Raw genomic sequence first — 20,084 nt, 5'->3', positions numbered from 1 at the left:
ATACTTTAAAGGAAGTTACATGGGCTGGAAAGAAATAGATGACAATCTTAACAAAAGAAAATCACAATCTATTGCCACTCGCTTTAAAATTGATGACTTTAATTCACAGCAAGCTCTTCTACTAAGTGAGAACGACCTTGGTGTTGTGAGAAACGGTGGCCGCCGCGGCGCCTCTCACGGGCCAAAAGTAATCCTTTCTCAGCTAAAAAAATTTGCCGATCATAATAGCCTCAGTGAGCTTGGAATAATAAGTATCGCCAACCAAGGACAGTTGGACTTTGATAAAATGCAGGCCCAATCAATCGAGAAAATAAAGAAGATAAAAGCAAAGAAATTAGTTCACCTTGGTGGAGGCCACGACCATGTCTATCCTCTTGCCATGGGTGTTGAACTAAAGAATCCACTTCTAATCAATATTGATGCCCACCTTGATACAAGAAGTGATGATGTCTATCATTCAGGGACTCCATTTCGCCAAGTGGCCAATCAGAAAGAAGTCAAAATTTTGCAAATTGGAATTCATCAATATGCAAACGTGCCTCAAAATTATGAAGGTATGAAGATGGATATTATCGATACGAAAAAGCTCAAAGAGTTATCTCTTACTTTTAGCGACACTAGCTTTATGAAAGAGATCTACGAAACACATGATGGTGATATTCTCTTTAGTATCGATGCAGACGCTATTGCAGCTAGTGATATGCAAAGTGTGAGCGCTGTAAATCACGACGGAATCCCTCTTGAGTTTTTAAGAAAGCTTGTTTCTCAATATAAAGAGTATACAGCGAGTAAAAAACAGATTTTAGGAATTTACGAATACAATCCGTTATTTGACGAGTTATCGGCAAAGGACGCACGCGCCCTCGCCTCACTCATTTATGATTTCTTAGTTTGATCTTAATTGGATAGTTTTCTTCAAGTCAGTTTGTGGGTCATTGATTTTAATGACCTTCTTTGAAATATCCCATTTTGGATTATCAACTTTCTTAGATCCCTCTTGAGCTTTATATTCCCAAGGGTAGTCTCCAATAAATTGATTTTTCTTCTTATCAAAGATGACAGCGTAGTAAATATCTATTAACTGGAAAGTACCCGCTGAACCTGCGTAATAAATTATCAATTCATAATTATCACCAACAGACTTAGTCTCAGTAACTTTACTTTTTCCAGTACGTTTTGTGATTTTTGCCTTAAGTGTTTTCGAATCTTTTTTCTTAAGCCAGAAGTCACCTTTAATATTTACAATTGACCAGTCACTAACACCAGCGCTAACAATTGTTTGAAATAGAAATGTTGTAATTAATAGTATCTTTTTCATTATGACCTAAACGGTTTCTTTACAGTCCAATGCCAATCGTCGCCATCAACGATCTTTCCATCTGTATCGATTGGTTTATAAAAAATATGGCGTTGTCTTTTCCAACTTTTCGCAATCTTCTTACGATCACTTGCATTGTTTTCATTATACATTGGGTTTGGCTGTCTTAGAAGATTTCCATCAACTTGAACATTTAACTCCCAATTATCTTGATTTGCTCTAAAGTTATCTCCCCAAGCATCATTCGTTGGAAGCATCCAGTTTGCATGGTAATGGTAAACATGATCAACATCTGGCTTTGGCTTAAAATTGGCCGTTCCAAATTTCATATAAGCATCAATGGCCGTATCAAACTCTTGATTTCGACCAGGAAGCATCATTTGTCTCCAATTATCTTCATTATGGTTATACATCGAGAATTGCCATGGATCTAAAGCAATATCGAGAGCAGTCGTACTACCTTCTTTACCAGCACGAGATGCATCTTCATTCGAGTTACGAACACGATTATCAATAACCTTCATGATCATCATCATTTCTTCAGGGTGTCTTTCACCACCATTGATATCACGAACAAGGATTCCAGCTTCACCTTGAGCAGTAAAGATCATAGCGGCAAAGTGCTGCTCTTCCGGTCTTAAATAACGGTAGAGGTTTTTAAATATTTGCCCACGATTTTTTAAAGAACCCTGACGTGTAATTGAGTTTTGGATACTCCTAATACATTGTCCAAGCTTTGACTTAGTATTGCTATCGCTTGAAGTTAATGAATTACGGTTTTCTAAGACCTCGCAACCGGCCTTCCACTTTTGATTACTTGTAATAATATTCTTAGGCTCTTCAAAAATTTCGCCAACATAAACAGGACGGTTTTCAGATAAAATATCACTACCTTCACAAGGCTCAATTGGAGGATTCCCTACTTCATCAATAGTACGGTTTAAGCGGATATAGTTGTAGGCCGTTGCCATATCAAGGGCCTCTTTAAGATATCGTTTCGTTACATGATAAGTCTTATCTTGCTCAACTCCGTCGACTTCAAGTTTAATTCGATAGGCCCAATTATTTTGACCAACAATACGAACCTTTATACTCTTATCACTTCCTCTCTTTGGGGCATCAATTCGGTGGGAGTAACCTGTTTCAGGATCAAGAATATCAAATGAACGGACAACATCGAATTGAACATCCGTCACTCCTTCGTAATTCTCATCTGTTACAAGAGCATAAGTGCTTGAAATTGCGACTATGCTTAAAAATAAAATCAACTTTTTCATCAACTTCCCCATAAGTTTAACGCGACAATAGTTATTGTAACACGTTGCGAAGATATTAATGAAATATGGGCGAAATCTGCTTGTTTATACAAATTTCGCTACCAATTATTTAAGGCATAATTTTGTGAAGCTCTTTCTTATCAGTTAGTCCGTACTTCAAAAAGTAGACTAAATCACTTTTTTGCGAGTCATTTATACGAATTAGCTCATCTTTAAGGATCATGTCTGCTGCATCTTTCTTTTTAAAGAGCATATATTGATTTGTTTCAACAAACAGATTCTTGCCAAAATTCTTATTGAAAGTATTTAGCAACCAAGTGCTATCGTATTGATCGATGGCCTTAACACCTGTTCGGTAATGCTCAACAACTTCTTCAAGGCTCCCGTATGCACCAGAATGAAAGTAAGGAGCAGTTAAAGCAATATTTCTTAATGGTGGAACTCTAAATTTATAACGATCACTTTCTCGCTTGGTTACAAGAAAACGTCCTTCATCATTTCTTCTCGGATCGTTCTTACCTGGCCCTATCTGCGGCGAAGCTACTGCTGCAAACATATTCGCACCAAGAAGTGTCCCTGTATGACATCCAATACAGCTTCCAGTTTCAAAGAATACAACTGCACCACGCTTGGCCTTTTGATTAAGAGCAAAGCGATTACCATTTAAGTACTCATCCCACGCCGTTTCATATACTGCAAATTCATGTGTTTCAAAATGGGCAATGGCCTGACCAAAGTGGCCAATATTAAGTTCAGCTTTTGGAGTCCTTGGATAGGCTTCTTTGAACAACTTTTGATACTTAGGCATCTTTAAAAGTCTTCCCATAACGATCTTCCAAACTGCTTCTTCGTTTACGGCGTTGGCAATGTCATTGCTTCCCTTAACTCCTCTCATTTCTTCATGTGAAGTAATGGGAAAAAGAGCTTGGGCAGCAAGGGCACTTCCAAGATTTTCAGTAATATCCCATCGTTCAGGATAATCACCATTTAAGGCTTCAACTGGAGTTGTGTAAACATCCCAATCTTTACGATAGTGAACTCTTCCATCCCAGAACATAAATTCGATATTCTTATCACCTAAGTTATAAAGAGGTTGTGAATTTCGTGGAATAGCATGGCCTTTAGCAATTAAGCGCTCACCTGCTTGCCACTTTCCACCTTCACCAATTCCCACAGGAAGCTTATCACCACTGCCAAATTCAGGCATATGGCAATCGGCACAGCTAATATTGCGATTTCCAGAAATCTCTTTCTCATTAAAGAGCTCTTTTCCTAATTTAAAAATTTGTGGATTCTTTCCTGTTGGCTTCTCAACGGCCTTCATTGAAAAGCGCTCAATATAGCGCTTTAACTTAATATCAAGTTGATCGGCCTGGGCCGCAAACGCGCCCAGAACCATTGTGAGGATAAATAATGTTTTCATTTTGTGTGTGTCCCAAAAAATTAATTTTCAAAATACTAGAAAAGAGTGTTTGATACGTCAAACTTTAAACTTCCTAAATCTTGCACGACTTAAACTTATCTTTAAAAAGAAGAATTAAATCGTGTGGCATGAGTCCAAAAGATAAAAGCGTGTCATTAAAGCACTTAAGCTTAACTTTTCCGTAATTCTTTTCAATCAACGCCTTTAGTCCTCTAATCTTTTTTAATCCGTGGTAGTAAGCAGTAGCTTGCCCCGGAGATCTAAACGCATATCGCTGAAACTCAAGGGCGGCCATCTGCTTTGAAACCCCTAGCTTATTATGAAAAACCTCCACAACATCAGCTTCAGTTGCCAAGCCTAATTGAACACTAGGGTCTAGAAAATAACGAGCGATACGCCAAAGCCTCATTTCAAGGCCTGCAAACTTCTCTTCTAAAGTTAGGTAATCATAAACAAGATCTTCCGCGTATAATGCCCATCCCTCAACATTCACAGAGTTCATTGCATAACGAGCACGAATTAGAGAATTCTTTTCTTCAAGCATACGACTAAATTGTAAATCATGCCCAGGTCTGCCCTCGTGTGCAGTTAGAATAGTTGCAGCACTTTCATAAGAGAAGTCATCAAAAGGAAGACTTCCTGTTGAAGACGTTGGTACTACAAACTCAGGTTTAATACTTCCATCGTTTCCAATTAATGGTGGAGGATTTAAGTGAGGAACAGGTTGCGCTCTCGATTCTGCATCCCCGGCCATACGAATCACTAATTTCTGCTTTGGTAGCGAAACAAGATCATTATCTGCAATAATTTTTTCTAACTTATCTGCTGCATTTTCATAAAGCTTTTTAACATCATCAAGTTTTGTTACCTGCTTCTTCTTTAAGAATGTAATCACTGAAAGAGGATCGTCTTTTATAAGATTATTCTTCTTCGCAATTAGAGATGCTAAATTCTGGTATTCTTTATAAAGCTCATCAAAATCTTTCTTTCCAATTTTAATGAGTTCATCCGCACTAATATCAACTCCTGCATCACCTAGAGCAACTTGATATAGTTCTTTTGGTAAATTTGGATTTTGTCTTGCGTGTGGAAGAATTTCATTTCTTATAAATGCATCATACTCAAGGATTTGCTTTTGAAATAATTCATATTCTTTGTGCCAGTCTGTACGGCCACTTAATTCTAGTAATTGCTTTACACCAGCAACATAGGCAGCAGAATTTTCTAAGTTCTTTGTGATCTCCCCAACAAACGGATAAATCTTATCTTTATAAAGAGCAAGATAGCGCTTTTCTTCACTAAGCATCCCCATAACATAAGAATTCTTACCTTCTTCAGACATATAATATTTAAAGCGATCAACTCCTGCTTGCTTTCTTTGCTTTGGAGATTGAGGATTAATTAATCCAAAAAGTGATTGGTAGATTGATTCTGAAACATTAGAAGCAGCGATAACACCTAAGCGTCTTGAAGTATCAACTCGATTCTTCATTCTCTTGATAACACTTAAAAGAATTTCATAGTCAACTTTAAGATTACCTAATTCTGTTTCCTCTTCTAGTTTCTCTAGTTTTTTAATCCACTTAATAAATAACTTATCATAAGCTTCATCCAACTCCATGCGAGGGTTTGTCCCTAACTTATCATATTGTTCATATCCAAATGATGAACCGATTTCAGGATTTAAATCAGAAAGAGCAAATGTAAATTCTTCGGCCAATTTATCTGACGCTTCTCCCCAGTCTTTTTCGTTTTGAGAAAAGCATGAAGAAATAATTAATAAAGATAGAAAGATTAAGTGATTAAACATTTTCATTATGGCCCTTGGGTAAATATTTAGATTAGAAAAGTTTAATAGTTGGGTATTGGAGTGTCTAGGTTTGGTACCTTATTAAGCTAACTTCGCTTCGCGAAGTGTCGCGGTTGGGTGGTAATCGGGTAAGGGAATTAGTTTGATTTGCAGAGACCGTACCCGAAGGCTCCCTTCGTGGTCGCCTCTGGGTTGTATTGCATCATTTTGCCTTCGTGGCAAATGCTGCAAACAAAAAAAGCCGGATCACTGATCCGGCTTCTTAAAGAGAGACATTTTTGACGGAGTGAAAAAATCCTTTCTTCTGCTCCAACACACACACGTTTATATATAAGCAAGGCCCGTGCCAACTTTTCAAAACCACTGACGCAGCGAAAAGGTACTAATAGTACGTAGTTTCATAAAATGGCGATGTCATATTTATGACTGACACACGTTGTCTTTGTGTTGTTAAATTGACTTTACTGACTTCAAGAAACGAGACAATTTCATCATCCCAATATCACAAGCTTCAGTTTCATCTTCTGCGTTAAAAACTTGATCCACGTGTTTGAAAATCTTTTTTGTTTCTTTATAGACGATTGCAATATCTGCATTGAATCCACGAGATGTTTTATTAACTTCAATTTGACCAATGAGATTGTCATTATTTTGTAAAGTTACATAAAAATCTTTCGGATAATCATTTTGTTTCATATACTTGATGTATCTAATTCAAAGGAGAAAGACAATGAAATTTATTATTGCTGGGCTCCTCTTTTCTAGTATGACATTTGCAAACTGTTTCGAAGTTAGTAACGCAAATACGAAGATAAAGTGGGAAGCATACAAGACTGCAAAAAAAGTTGGTGTAAAAGGTGAATTTAAAAAATTCGACATCAAGACAACGAAGAAACAAGGTTCTATTGAGGATCTAATTCGTGGTGCACGTTTTACAATTGACGTAAACTCTGTTCACACAAAAGATGCTTCTCGTGATGCAAAGATTGAGAAATTCTTTTTTCAAGATATGAAAATCTCAGGTGTTGTTAATAAAGTTGATAGCAACTACCTTTATGTAGATATGACTTTAGGTGGAAAAACAATCAAGGTTCCAATGAAATACGATATCGAAGATGGTGAGCTAGAGGCAGAAGGAACAATTGATGTTCTTGATTTTGCTCTAGGAAAAAACCTATCTGCTATCAATAAAGCATGTCTTGCCCTTCACGAAGGGAAAACTTGGAACGATGTTCAAGTTTCTATTGAATCTAAGTTCTCAAAGTGTAAATAATATACTCAATTGTGGGTAAAGAAAGTGAACCTTCACTAACTTCACCCACATCTTTTTGTGATTAATTCAATTAACTATCATACTCGCTCTAAGTTCAGGGTCGAACCCTATTTAAGTAAGCTTGGAGGCATATTTGAAAAAGATAGCAACATTACTACTTTCATTGGTCATTAATATAACCTATGCGCAGGTCAATGAAATCTCAATCGAAGAAGCTTCTTTTCTTGATTCCCTATCAAAGAATTTTAAACTTCTTTATTTAAACTCTACATACGCAGAGATCAATTCAAAAGATAGAAATGGTATTACAATGGATCACCTCTTCTACTTTCGTTTAAACCTATCAAAGAATCAGAATATTCGTTGGGTTCCTGTCTACACTCAATATATAGGACAAGAAGGAAAGAAAACACTTCAAGGAGAATACGCTTACTCATCATTAAGATGGTACGTAAACAATATCCTAACTGAAGATAAGCACGGAATTAACTTAAACTTTCAAAACCGAAATTATATTTTTGATGGTGAAGATCGCAACAGTGGATACGACTCATATCATAGGGCCTATTTCCTATCATCAAAAACAGTCGCTAACGGAAAGCTAACTTTAGAAGCGAATACTTACTTGCAGGTTTACAATAAGAATGGAAGGAATCCTAATGCAAATGCATGGCGTACAATGTTTGGAACTTTTGCTTTTTACAACTTTAATGACAACTGGTCTCTTGGCTTTGGTGGCGAGTGGTATACTGACCACAGAGATGGTGACAGAAAAGCTGGTGACGATCGTTTCGTAGCTTGGCTACCTTATTTAAGATATGCCAAGGGTGATGGATTTGTTGAACTTTATGCAACTTACACTGCGGCCCAATCAGGTGACAATGACCATGCTCTTATCATTGACGACTTTCACAAGCGTGGAACAGTTACATTGGATATCGGTTATTACTTCTTTTAAATCTTAACAGAATCTCAACTTTGCAAGTGGAGTTGTTATTGTTATTTTCATTGAGAACACAAGAACAATATCCTCTCCACTTAATTACAATTGCATAGAGTAATCAGGTCTAGAGAACACACTTCGCGGCAAGGCCCCTGAATCTTGCCGCGATTCCAAAATAAATTTTCTTCTTTTCATTCGGTCAATTAATTGTTACTACAAATAAAATTTAGATATATCTGTAGGGGGATATTGAAATTGATTTGCTAGAACATTCGCTTCTGGTGTGTCGCTATATCTTTTATCCAACTACTATATATAACTTTTCATAGAATCAGGTACGCGAGCCTGACTTCTATTTCTCTAAGTATCTGGCGTGGCACTTGTGCCACGTCTTTTCTTTTCCTAATATTCAAATCTTAACAGAAACCAAACTTTTCTTTTGAGTCTTTGGTTGGTACTTAACCAGCATAAATAAAACTCGGAGATTATTATGAAACTTGTTATCGCACTTTTTGTTACACTTACAGCATTTGCTAATACTTACCAACTTTCAAACACTGTAGCTTCTGAAGCTAGCTATGACTACAAAGCTCTAGAAACAATTACACTTACAGATGTTGAGCACCTAAACTCAGACATCTTTGCTAGAACTGTTACTTTTAGAGCAGTACTTAACGGTGAACTAAAGTCATTCACTGGAAAGATCGTTGAGCGCGAAGTTGTTGGTTCAGATTACCTATACAAAGTTCAAGGATCTCTAGACAGAGACGTTGTTGCTAATGGTTACCAATGTGACGAATTTGAAGCATTCAACTATGTTTTCGATGCGCAGCTTGAAGTTAACTTTGAAGCAAAATACAGAGAAGTAAAAATCACAAAAGTTTCACTACTTAGAGAGTACAGCTACGACATCTGTCACGACAGAAAAGAGTCGACAATTACTCCATACATCCTAAAGTAATTCAATACTTCTAAGCGACACTCCGGTGTCGCTTTTTTTTTGCGATGGGCGCAAGCCCTAGCAGCGACGAGCGAAGCTCTAGCAAAAGCGATGGGCGCAGCCCTAGCCACAGCGATGGACGAAGTCCCAGCAGCGACGAGCGAAGCTCTAGCAAAAGCGATGGGCGCAGCCCGAGCCACCGGCGAAGCCGCAAAACAAATTTTGAAATGATATTTAATTCTTTAAGGCTTGCTTCGGATGCTAGCGTAAGACGAGGGAAGGCGTAGTTTGCTACGCCGACCGAAGTCAGGCGCAGCAGACGGAGTGAGACCTAAAGAATTAAAAGAAGCCACCGCCCCAAGGGCCGCCCTTCTTGCGAGGCTTTTTCTTCTTGCCACCAAACCCAGGAAGATTAGGCATTCCACCTCCCCCCATTCCTGGCATACCAGGCATCCCCGGCATCGCCCCACCTTTCATCATTTGAGAAAGGCCACCCATCATCTGCTCCATCTGCTTGAACTTAGCGATAAAGTCACGAACCTGTGCTTCTGTATTTCCAGAACCACGAGCAATACGCTTGATGTGAGAATCCTTCATGATCTTATAATTGTCGCGTTCCTTTTTTGTCATCGAGTTGATGATAACGCGCATTCTTTTCATTTCATTTTCAGCAGGTGTTAAATCCCCTACTTGCTTAAGCATGCCCCCCATTCCAGGGATCATCTTCATGATTGATGCCATTGAACCTAAGTTCTTCATCATATCCATTTGTTTCATGAAGTCGTTTACAGAGAACTTTCCTTTCTCTAAACGTTTCATCATGCCTTCAGCATCATCTTTGTCTATTGCAGCTTCTGCTTTTTCAACAAGAGTTAGAACATCTCCCATATCAAGAATTCGTCCAGCCAGACGATCCGGATGAAAGAGTTCAAGGTCTTTCATTTTCTCACCTGTAGAGATGAACTTGATTGGAACTCCAGTTACGTGCTTGATTGAAAGTGCGGCACCACCACGAGCATCAGAGTCCATTTTTGAAAGTACGACACCAGTAAGCCCTACAGCTTCGTGGAAGCTCTTAGCAACGTTTACGGCCTCTTGACCAGTCATAGCATCTGCAACCATAAGAACTTCAGGATTAAGTCCCTCAAGGCTTTGACGAACTTCTTTGATTTGTCCCATTAGCTCTTCATCAACGTGAAGACGTCCGGCCGTATCAATGATAACAATTTCTTTACCGTGCTCTTTTGCATAGGCCATTGCCTCTGCTGCAATATCTTTCGGATGCTTTCCTAGATCAGAATCGAACCAGTCCATATTCATTGACTTAGCAAGAGTAATTAGCTGATCTTTAGCGGCAGGTCTGAAAGTATCGGCAGGAACAAGAAGAACGTTCTTTTTTTCTTTCTTTGTTAGGAAAAGTGAAAGCTTACCAGAGAATGTTGTCTTACCTTGACCATTTAGACCAACAACTAGAATTGGAGTAATACCGCCTTCAACAAAGTTAAGCTCAGTATTTGTGTCTCCCATCGTTTTTGCAAGTTCATCGTGAACGATTTTAATGAACTGTTCTTCAGGATTAACACCTTTGATAACTTTCTCACCAAGAGCTTCTTCTTTAACGTTGTTAATGAAATTCTTTACAACCTTAAAGTTAACATCAGCTTCTAGCAGTGCAGTCTTTACAAGTTTTAGAGTATCCTCAATATTGCTTTCAGTAATCTTTCCCTTACCCGAGATATTCTTAAACGCTTCTGAAAACTTATCACTTAAATTATCAAACATTCTTGTCGTCCTTATTTTATTTTATTCAAAATTATATCTAAACATTCACTTGGGTGCGTGGCCCAGTAGTCAGCACTATGCTCACCAAAGCCATCTTTAGTTATCCCACTCTCCCATAGAGCGCCAATTGATTCAACCCCAAAGCCCTTTGCTCCTTGAGTATCCGTGTAGCTATCACCAATCATAAGAATCTTATTCTTTGGCATATCTTCAAGCATCTCACTTAACCCCTGCGGGTGTGGCTTAGGAGTCGTATCATCAAGACATCGTAACTCTAAAAAATGCTGAAGGACATTTTGGTCGTCTAAAATTCTTAACGTTGATCTGCGATCACGTGCCGTCCAAACATAGAGTTGAAATTCGTGATCAAGAAGATCTAAAATTAGTCTCTTCATTCCATCAAAGAGTTTGTAGTTATTGCTCTGCTTTGCCGTCACTTCTTTCCAAGTCGTCATGAGCTTGTTTCTTTGTAGTTCAGAGTTCACAGGATCAAGACCAAACTGATTTGCTGTGTAAACAAGATCTGGCCCATATTTTGAACGGGCCTCTTCGATCGTGACATCACGATTTAAAATAATCGTCATCATCTCGGCCACAGCGCAGATTACGGCCTCTTTAGATGAAACTAAAGTACCGTCGCAATCAAAAACAATATATCCTCTTGGATTTTCAAAAAACATTAGTAATTATTTCCAAATTATTGAAATATGTTGACCTAATTCTAGCTACTTGCTAAATAAACGCATGGCCAATAATCGCACTTTTTCACCATCTCTTCAAGCTAAGATTGACACTCTAATGGCACGTCGCCCAAAGGTCAAACTTGGTAATATTTCATTTGATTCACCACTTTTACTTGCTCCAATGAGTAGTATTTGCACAGCTCCATATCGTTTATTGATGGAAGAGCTAGGATGTGGTGGGACAGTAAGTGAATTGGTGAGCTGTCACGGGATTAACTACAAGAATGAAAAGACGGTGAAAATGCTTGAGATTCACCCACGAGAGAAGAATATTGGTCTGCAGCTATTTGGTGAAGATGGAACGGCCATGGCCGAAGCCGCAAAAGTGGCCGAAGAAAGACAGCCGAAATTTATCGATATCAATATGGGTTGTCCTGTTCGTAAAGTTGTCACAAAAGGCGGAGGATCTGCTCTTTTAAAAGATACTTCTAAGCTTGGAAAATTCTTCAACCAAATGAAGAATGCAATCGAAGTACCTTTAACAATTAAGATTAGAACTGGTTGGGATGAGAATTCAATTAATGCTGGGGAAGTTATTCATATTGCAAAAGAAGAAGGTGTTGAATTCGTTGCTATCCACGGTAGAACAAGAACTCAAGCCTATAAAGGATTAGCAAATTGGGATCTTTTAGAAAGTATTGCTGAAACATCTCCCCTGCCAATTATTGGAAACGGAGATCTTCACTCGGCCCCTATGACAAAGCAGCGCCTAATGGCAACTCGCTGTCAGGCACTGATGCTTGGACGTGGACCTCTTAGAAATCCATTTATTTTTCTCGAGAGCTTCTTAAACGAAGATGATGATATTACATTCACACCAAGTGACTATCTTGAAGTTATCGAAAGATTCCGTGAATACATGGAAGAGTACACTGATCGAGAAAGAACTGTTCTTATCACACTTAGAAAGAATATCGTTTGGATGGCCGCAGGCTTTCCAAATGTAACTCACTTTAGAAATGTCATGTTCCAAACACCTGATATCGAAGAAACGATGAAGGTAACTCGCGAATATTTCGATGCCATAAAAAATGATCACAAGAAATTGGATCTAACTCAAGCCTTCATGGCCGGCGGACACGGCTAAGACTCCGAAATCACTTCTCATACTAAAGTTTTCCACTTGAAATGTCGAAGAGGCGTTAGTGGAGATAGTGTAAATTACTTTATACTTAAGTTAAGAGATGAAGAGACTTTTTAAAAATATTTTCAATACAGTGCTTATCGGTACATTGGCCTTCAATGCGATGGCCTCTGATATGTGTACAGATCTTGAAAATGAAATCTCTGCCATCCATGAAAAACAAGATCAAATGAAAAAAGATGATAAGGCGGACTCTCCAACACTTATCGAACTCAAAAAAATTCGCGATGCTCAAATGGCACAAGTCGTGGCCTTGAGATCATTAAAGAAAATTCGTAATGAATACCTAAGCTTTAAAAAAGAAGCCGAGGTACTTGATGTCGCTAAACTCTTTGATACTGATACTGCACAGGCGTTAAAAGAGCTTGAAACACACACTCAAGCTGTGACAAAGTATGCAGTCATTCACTCGACTGTATCGGCCTTAGCAAAGAAGCAAGCTGCAAGTATCGCTGAGAATAACAAAGAAGAAAATGCTTTCGTAAAACTCTTTAATCATCTTAAAGATGGAAATGGGAAGGATCTCTACTCTTATGTTAAATCTGCGTGTCGTGGCAGAGATGCAAGCGTACAAAAAGAATGCGAGGTCTTCAATGATTTCACAGGAAACTTTGAGATGGATCAAGGCTATGAAGATATGGCCAAGGATACAATCAATAACTATGGTGTAATCTTACAAAAAATTTATGCTGGAAGTGCAACAGAAGATGATGCAAACAATTTCCTAGAAGCTCACCTAGAGGCCCTAAAGGACGATACTGTTAATGTTGCATTAACAACGACAAAAGAAGGAACTCCTTCTATAAAAATCAACACTTCGGGCAATAGCTTGAATTTACTTTCGCACAACGATCAATTAAAGCATTACTACGAAAATACAATTTTAAAATTATACGAAGACACTTTTGATCATAACGAAGATCCAAATATCTTTAATACTGAAAAAGGTTCTTATGCTTCCTTCTACTTAGATAGTGGTATCTCTGATCAGTCATTTAGTGACTTATCTTCAGCACTAAAAAGTCTAAAGAGCTGTCGAGTGAAAATTAAAGAGTGTGACGCGAGCAAAGACTTAGAAAAAATAAAAACCGCTATCAATGACTCTAGAGCGGCCATTGGTAATTACAATACACTTGATAGCATTTCACTCTACCCTAGCGAGGAAGAGAAGAAGGCCGACGAAAAAAGAAGAGATGATCTTAAGAATAAAATTCATTCATTCTTAAAAGATGCTAATGATAAAGTATCTGCCTTAAACAAAACAAGTAAGAGTAATCATAACTTTGGTGAAATTTTAGCAGATAATCTTGCAGAGCTTTGCCCTGGAACTCCGGGTGGTTCGACGACAGATATTTTATATGGCTGTGTTGAAAGTGAATTAAATGACGAAGCTTTAAGTCAAAAGATAAAAGAGCGTGAAGAAGCGCTAGGTGACGTTGAGAAGCAGATTGCAGCAGTTTTCACAACAAGACCAATGAAGGACTTAGAAGTTCTAAAGGCCCTTAACTTAAAAACTTATAAGCTAAACTGTAGTGGCTTTAAAGAAGCTAATATCTCTTGTATGCCAGCTCTTGAAACGGGTAATGAAGGTATTTCGATTCTCACAAAACTAAGTGATGGTATCGATGATAAGATTATTACAGAGGATTACTCTCGCTACTTTTATGGTGAGCAAGAGCCTAATGATTTTCGCATGACTGATCGCTACCTACTAGATTACTGCCATGAAAAGAAAAACAAGCGCTGTAATGGAGCTGTTGTCGAAAATGGTGCAAGTGGAAATGATGAAGATAGCCGCGGGGACGAGTTTGATTATGCCTGTCGAGCTCTTCATGTTCGAACGTGTAACTTAAAAACAAAATCATTTGCCGATAGTAGTGTTGAACTTAAAAGTAATGAGTACTTCGACTGGGACCCTGTCTCAGAACGAATGGTCAAGCGCCAGCACAGAAAGAGCTTCTGGCCTCAAGTTGCGATGTATGCTGCTCAGAATTCGTATGCCTTCATTGGGCCAATGATCTCTACTCAGCAATTAAGGGCCCAACTTCCTGGATACATTTACACGGGCCGAGTTCAACAGCAACAACTCGCCTATCAACAACAGTACTATGATTGGTACATGGAAAAGCTTGATCTCTCTAATCAGAGAATGTTTAGTGGAAGCTATAATCCTTTCTATAGCTCTTACGACTTCTACGCCAATTATGGCTATGGATTTTAGAATCTGCTAAAACACACAAAAATTTGTCGTCTCATTCAGTTCGCTCCCTTACCAAAGTGCTAAAAATGCTCCTTATTTCAACAAGTTATCGATAAGTAGGTATTTCTTACCTTTTCTTTAATATCAACAGGTTAATATAAAGAAAGGCATCGAATTTCACGAAAAGTAAATGGGTAGGAAAATGTAAACCAATGAAATTTAAAGTAAGTTTACTCACATTCATAAGCACATTGATGCTCCTTACTTCATGTATGGAAGCGGCCAACAATCGCCGCTCTAATCTAGATTCAAACGACTCAGAACAAGAGTCATCAGATTATATTATCGAAAATCCTACGAATCCTTCTTGGTACGCCAAAGGTCAGTATGTCGATGGTGCTCTAACACTAAATTCCAGCGACACAGGAAGTATTTATCTTGTTGGTGGCATTGTTAATAATTACATTGTTTCACAAGAAAAAAAGAATTCAGTGTTCTGTTTAGTTGGTTCTATTAATACTGCTAGCTCTACAGGAGTGGATAAGAAGTCACAAGTTAGATTAATGGCCACGCCAATTAAATCAAGTAAATCACAAGAAACAAGCTTAAGAATTAATGTTGCCAATGCTGGTGATAATGCTGCTTTTTGTGGTGGAGATAATATCGTAAGCTACACAAGCTCTGGATCTTCAGTGCTAGTTGACGCAAACGAGGCCGCTTACAGCCTTGCTACAATTTGCCCAGAATGTTCAACAAGTTTTACAACTATTGCACTCACTCTTCATGAGTCGGTAGCAGGTGTTCTAAAGCACTCACCTGTTCCAAGTACTTCAGTTAGCCTGTCGAATCTTTCTGTCACAATCAATGTTAATGGCTCATCAACAACACCTGGTGGTAGTTGTACAAATACTTCATGTCAGCAACAAGGCTATAACTGTTGTCTAAACGGACAATGTGTAATCGACGGTGAAGTTAGACCTGAAACAGATCAAAATAGTTCAGAATATAAAACAGCTCTTGCTGAAATCTTAGAAGATGCAAATAGTTTTAAAAATTATCCAGAACTCTTCTATGTCTGTCCTATCAACGTTAATCCGGGAGAGGATGACGATGATTCAAACGATGGCGATCCAATTGATGATGCAAATCAACAGCTATTAAAAGATATCGAAGATTACAAATGTCTTCTTGGCCAGCTCGATAGCTGTGATCCAAATCTTGACAGTGTGCGTGTGAAAGTATGGCAAAAATGTGGTTGTTCATTTGAGCCAACGTATATTGGTGGAGAACTTCAACTAGACTCTCGCTGTATTGACTACGGCCTAAAAGCTGAAAAGGACGCCAATGGTAATATTTTAAATATTCAATGTGATATTCCAGTAATTGAAAATGAAGACAGGCCATTTCAAAACCTATCAGTTTTAGTTTCTGGAAAGAGTGCTCCTCACCGCTTCTTCTCTCTTGCGGGAACTCCTTATGATGATTTATCAGAGATTCCAGAGGGAACAAATCAAGAAGGCGATACATTCTACTATCTTGATGATGCAAACAAGGCCGGTCCTTTAGAAACGTCATATAATATGAACGCTGTTATTGGTCAGATGACACTTGATCTTCAACAAGCACAACCGGCCAAGGCCTTAGATGTCGAAGTTGATAAAGTTTATATTGTCTCGGTAACAAGTGGTTACGCTACTCCTTGCCCTTACTGTCAACAAGATGCTTGGCAAAAGGTCTTTAGCTCACAGCCAGAGACAGCAAAAGGCTATGGGTTAACTTGGCGAGGGTATACAACTGATCGTGCCCAAATCGGCAGTAATACAACTTACGGAAATTATGAAGATACAATTTTTGGACGTGCTTGTTGGGTCCCTCCGACTATGCTACCGAGTTCACACATAAGCTATGCAGATGCAGGTGTGCAAAGAAGAAACCGTCTAGAAACTCAAGCGGCAATGTATGTAAACGGTTACCAAAGAGATTGGTATGGTTTTAATCAAGGTGCCCTTATTGGTTCATTTGATGGAGTGTCTTGGTTCTCTGTCGGAGCAGGAAGACGTGTACGTTCGACAACGCAAAAACTATTCTTAGCAATTAATGCTCCTTTTGCGGATCTTGCTCAAAACACAAATTATACAGTTTCTGTTGTCGAAGATCTTGGTGGTCAAACGGCAGCAGATTATGACTGGGACTTCTCAAAAGATCCTTCGGCCGCAGGTCAAGGGTACGGGGCAAGTTGCCAGTATATGCATGCTTGTAATGTTGATAGCGATTGTGTTGCAAAACTTGGATGGGAATATGCCTGTGCTCAGGTAACAGATGTGAAAACCAATTGGCCAAAATTTGATATTGATGCATTTGAAAGAAATAACTATTCAAGAGAAGGAGTTTCACTCTCTTCTATTTTAAATACAAATATTAGTAGTGGTCAAAATAAGAGATGTGTTTACCGCGGGGCCGGCTCACTATGTAAATTAAGCCCGACAACAAATGTTAAAAAGACAACACACTCAAAACTTTTAACTTGTGCTCCAAACTTCTACTGTGCGGCCCTGGACTCTGCAAGTTTTTCAAAAGAACTAATTCGCTCACCTAATGAGCCGACAGCAATCCTTTACGGACAAGCTGCAAGTATTCTTGGACGACCAATCTCTTACAGTAACCGCGGCGAAGAGCTGCCGACAAATATTCAACAAGCAATTGCTGCAAACCTTTCAATATATGCAGCTACTGGTACCTATGGGCCAGGAGATGTAGGCCTTTGTGTTCCAGGGCGCTCAACAGATACAACTAATGGATTTGAAAGTCGTCACGAGTCTGAAGATAATAAGAATCGTACTGATTATATTTCTCAAATAGCTTCTTGTAATGAAGATGCTACAGGCTTTAATCGTACCCGTTCATGTCCAGTATTCGACACAGACGGAAACTATGTGACTGTAGAAGATGCAACAATCAATGTTCCATCAGTATTACAAAATATGTGTTCAGCGGCTTCTGTTGATACAGATGAAACATCATCTTTCAAATCAATTGAAGCTGGTTTAATTAAAGATATCCTTCAGCTTCAAACGGAAACACTCGCGGCCAACGCCTGTATTAGAAGAGCGGGAGCTGTTTGTCATACTAACTTAGACTGTGGTCCAAACCGCCTTCATGCTGATGTGGCAAGAGGACTCTCTCCTTCTAGCTTTGGTGATACAATCGCTGAGCAAAAGTACTGGGAAGAAGAACTCGTTTGTGGCCAAAGTCAACAAGAGCCTCTTTTAAATACGATTCTTGCGGGTAGTTACTATAACTATGATATGGGTCAAAACCGTTGTTGTCGTGAAATTTCAAAAGACTTCACGATGTACACACAAGTCGAGACAAATACATCATTTCCTGGTTATGACTCACAAAATGAGGTTCTTAATACGAGAACAACATCAAATGTATCTCCTGATGCAACAGGACGCTACTCTCGTTACTCAGCATCTGAGACATTTAATACAAGCTCAATTGAGATGAAAGTAGAACCGGGAGTTCTTCCAGATAATGGTCAGGCCCTTATTATTAATGAAACAGGACGCTCAAATTGCTGTGGTGGTGGTTTCATTAGAAAGTTTGAAGATGGAACAAATAACTGGACAGCTGGTGGACGCCTAAACCTTTCACCAACAAAGCTAGCTTGCCTTAACTATTCAATGAAGTCATGGCGTGAAGAGCTTCAACCTCTTTACCGTAATAACTGGCTAATGGAATACTCTTTCATGAGTGCTATTGGTGGTTACCGTACTTATAATGGAGAAGTAGGACAACCATTTGTTTGGCTAAGACCAGGTGATCCTATTGGAAGTATTCAGGCAAATATTAATGCTGACTCTGCAGCAGTACCTGAAAATATTAATACAACATCACCTATCGATGGCCGTATTAGCTTCTACCCTGCCGACGAAGAAGGAACTCTATTTAATACGAAGATTGCATTTGGACTTTACCAGAACACTGGTTTTAATGACACGTTCAATGCCCCATATTCGCCAGTGGTTGTAAAACCGGCAGGATTCAATAACCCTATTGCCCCAGCACTTGGAGCAGATGATCTTGAACAACAAACTCTTGCGATTTACATTCCTGACTATGTAAATAGTGCATCGATTAACGATGTTATCCTTAACTATATTACTGATCCTGATGCGACAGACTTTTCTGATCTTTCAACTCACGATGAAGCAGCAATGACTGAAGTTATCTGCCCAAGTGTAGCAGGTGCCGAGCTAGCACTAGCTTCAATTAGTCAGCCGGCATACTGTACTGTTACTGAAAACAACTTAAGATATATGTTCTTTAGAATTAATAATGATCTTCTGTCTGCTCCAACGCCAATGCAAATTGGATGGGTATCATTTAGATACAATTTCCCTGCGAGTGCTTTTGGAACGATTCCAGGTGGACAAAAATACTACGAAAGTATCTTCGAAAGATATGAGTTACTAGGTGTTCCACAAGTTACTTATGAGGCCATTCGTTGTAATGACGAGAAGGCCAATCCGGTAGCTCATACTTCAAATGAAGGACGTCTAGTTGAAGGTATCTACAATGAAGTAAGTGATCCATTCTTTACGGATCCTGACCGAATTCCGGCAACTGATCCAAATATTGGAACAGCTGATGACATTGATAATCAAGTATATTACAAAACAGATGGTTCAACGATTGCCCTACCTCAGATTTTTGCGGCCAACGACTTTAAGTGTTGTTCAAAGCTAGGGACAAACGTTACAGACCCAGGCTCAATGTGTTGTTCAGGCTTTGGTGTCTTAAATGAAGATAATACTTATGAGTGTCGTCTACCTAGTGGGACAAATATCAACACTTATCTAAACTTATTTATCTCATCTGAAGGTATCGTAACAGAAAGTGCAGATATGTCACTTGATCCAGAAAAGCATTATGATCTAAGAACAGGATTTCCACTTGTTGAAGGTGCCAATGCTGATCAAGTAAAATCTAAACTAAATCAAATTGGTAACCGCTTCTGTCAACTTGGAAAAGTAAGAACAGGTAGCGCCTTTGATAATTACTATCCTCAACCGGCGGCCGGCTACTTTACTGAAGACACTCAGTTAAAAGGTTATAACTCAATTGTCGACTCAATGGATGACTTAACTGCTGATGACGCTAACTACTCAAGCTTTATTAAAGGTTTCCGTTGGAATCATCACTTCTATTGTGAATAAGTTTCATAC

The 20,084-nt window shown here is 38.8% G+C and carries 14 protein-coding genes; 7 read left to right on the top strand and 7 right to left on the bottom strand.

Going from position 1 to position 20,084, the window contains the following annotated elements:
- The first annotated feature begins 19 nt into the window (after window positions 1-19).
- On the top strand, window positions 20-895 hold the full coding sequence (locus ACMAWV_RS06620) for an arginase family protein (protein WP_412469701.1): 876 nt from the start codon (window positions 20-22) through the stop codon (window positions 893-895).
- Here the strand turns inward: ACMAWV_RS06620 and ACMAWV_RS06615 are convergent.
- From ACMAWV_RS06615 to ACMAWV_RS06595, 5 genes are all read right to left on the bottom strand, one after another.
- Window positions 887-1,318 carry a hypothetical protein gene (locus ACMAWV_RS06615; RefSeq protein WP_103216864.1) on the bottom strand — a complete coding sequence of 144 codons (432 nt, stop codon included), beginning with the start codon at window positions 1,316-1,318 and terminating at the stop codon, window positions 887-889. The two genes, ACMAWV_RS06620 and ACMAWV_RS06615, sit on opposite strands and share 9 nt — an antisense overlap.
- Window positions 1,318-2,595 (bottom strand): hypothetical protein, encoded by a 1,278-nt coding sequence (locus ACMAWV_RS06610; RefSeq protein ID WP_103216863.1) that lies wholly within the window; start codon window positions 2,593-2,595, stop codon window positions 1,318-1,320. Before ACMAWV_RS06610 ends, ACMAWV_RS06615 begins: the two co-directional genes overlap by 1 nt.
- Window positions 2,596-2,704: 109 nt before the next feature.
- Window positions 2,705-4,018: a cytochrome-c peroxidase gene (locus ACMAWV_RS06605; RefSeq protein ID WP_412469702.1), complete on the bottom strand. Its 1,314-nt coding sequence runs from the start codon at window positions 4,016-4,018 to the stop codon at window positions 2,705-2,707.
- A gap of 73 nt (window positions 4,019-4,091) precedes the next feature.
- On the bottom strand, window positions 4,092-5,834 hold the full coding sequence (locus tag ACMAWV_RS06600) for a DUF885 domain-containing protein (RefSeq protein ID WP_412469703.1): 1,743 nt from the start codon (window positions 5,832-5,834) through the stop codon (window positions 4,092-4,094).
- Window positions 5,835-6,278: 444 nt separating this feature from the next.
- The gene (locus ACMAWV_RS06595; protein ID WP_021266900.1) at window positions 6,279-6,524 is read right to left on the bottom strand and encodes a hypothetical protein; all 246 of its coding nucleotides are present in this window, start codon (window positions 6,522-6,524) and stop codon (window positions 6,279-6,281) included.
- Window positions 6,525-6,558: 34 nt separating this feature from the next.
- Here ACMAWV_RS06595 and ACMAWV_RS06590 point away from each other — a divergent pair, with 34 nt between their 5' ends.
- The 3 genes from ACMAWV_RS06590 (at window position 6,559) to ACMAWV_RS06580 (ending at window position 9,005) form a co-directional block, all read left to right on the top strand.
- The gene (locus tag ACMAWV_RS06590; protein ID WP_158246784.1) at window positions 6,559-7,101 is read left to right on the top strand and encodes a YceI family protein; all 543 of its coding nucleotides are present in this window, start codon (window positions 6,559-6,561) and stop codon (window positions 7,099-7,101) included.
- A gap of 133 nt (window positions 7,102-7,234) precedes the next feature.
- Window positions 7,235-8,059 (top strand): hypothetical protein, encoded by an 825-nt coding sequence (locus tag ACMAWV_RS06585; RefSeq protein WP_412469704.1) that lies wholly within the window; start codon window positions 7,235-7,237, stop codon window positions 8,057-8,059.
- A 475-nt stretch (window positions 8,060-8,534) separates the two neighbouring features.
- Window positions 8,535-9,005, top strand: coding sequence for a hypothetical protein (locus ACMAWV_RS06580; RefSeq protein ID WP_412462767.1), 471 nt, complete (start codon window positions 8,535-8,537; stop codon window positions 9,003-9,005).
- A 318-nt stretch (window positions 9,006-9,323) separates the two neighbouring features.
- Here ACMAWV_RS06580 and ffh read toward each other — a convergent pair whose 3' ends face one another.
- Both ffh and ACMAWV_RS06570 read right to left on the bottom strand, forming a co-directional pair.
- A complete protein-coding gene (gene ffh / locus ACMAWV_RS06575) occupies window positions 9,324-10,766 on the bottom strand; it encodes a signal recognition particle protein (protein WP_392991479.1) in 1,443 nt (480 codons plus the stop codon).
- An 11-nt stretch (window positions 10,767-10,777) separates the two neighbouring features.
- A complete protein-coding gene (locus ACMAWV_RS06570; RefSeq protein WP_103216856.1) occupies window positions 10,778-11,446 on the bottom strand; it encodes an HAD family hydrolase in 669 nt (222 codons plus the stop codon).
- A 64-nt stretch (window positions 11,447-11,510) separates the two neighbouring features.
- Between ACMAWV_RS06570 and ACMAWV_RS06565 the strand changes: the two genes are divergently transcribed.
- From ACMAWV_RS06565 to ACMAWV_RS06555, 3 genes are all read left to right on the top strand, one after another.
- Complete coding sequence (locus ACMAWV_RS06565) at window positions 11,511-12,596, top strand: tRNA dihydrouridine synthase (RefSeq protein ID WP_392991477.1); 1,086 nt, start codon at window positions 11,511-11,513, stop codon at window positions 12,594-12,596.
- 97 nt (window positions 12,597-12,693) lie between these two features.
- Entirely contained in the window at window positions 12,694-14,874 is a 2,181-nt protein-coding gene (locus tag ACMAWV_RS06560) for a hypothetical protein (protein WP_412469705.1), read from the top strand.
- Window positions 14,875-15,065: 191 nt separating this feature from the next.
- On the top strand, window positions 15,066-20,075 hold the full coding sequence (locus tag ACMAWV_RS06555; RefSeq protein ID WP_412469706.1) for a hypothetical protein: 5,010 nt from the start codon (window positions 15,066-15,068) through the stop codon (window positions 20,073-20,075).
- Window positions 20,076-20,084 lie beyond the last annotated feature (9 nt).

Origin of the sequence: Halobacteriovorax sp. RT-1-1 (genome assembly GCF_047085455.1) — a bacterium.
GTDB lineage: Bacteria > Bdellovibrionota > Bacteriovoracia > Bacteriovoracales > Bacteriovoracaceae > Halobacteriovorax_A.
Note: the sequence above shows the minus strand (reverse complement) of the source record. Positions and strands in the feature narration are given on the sequence as shown.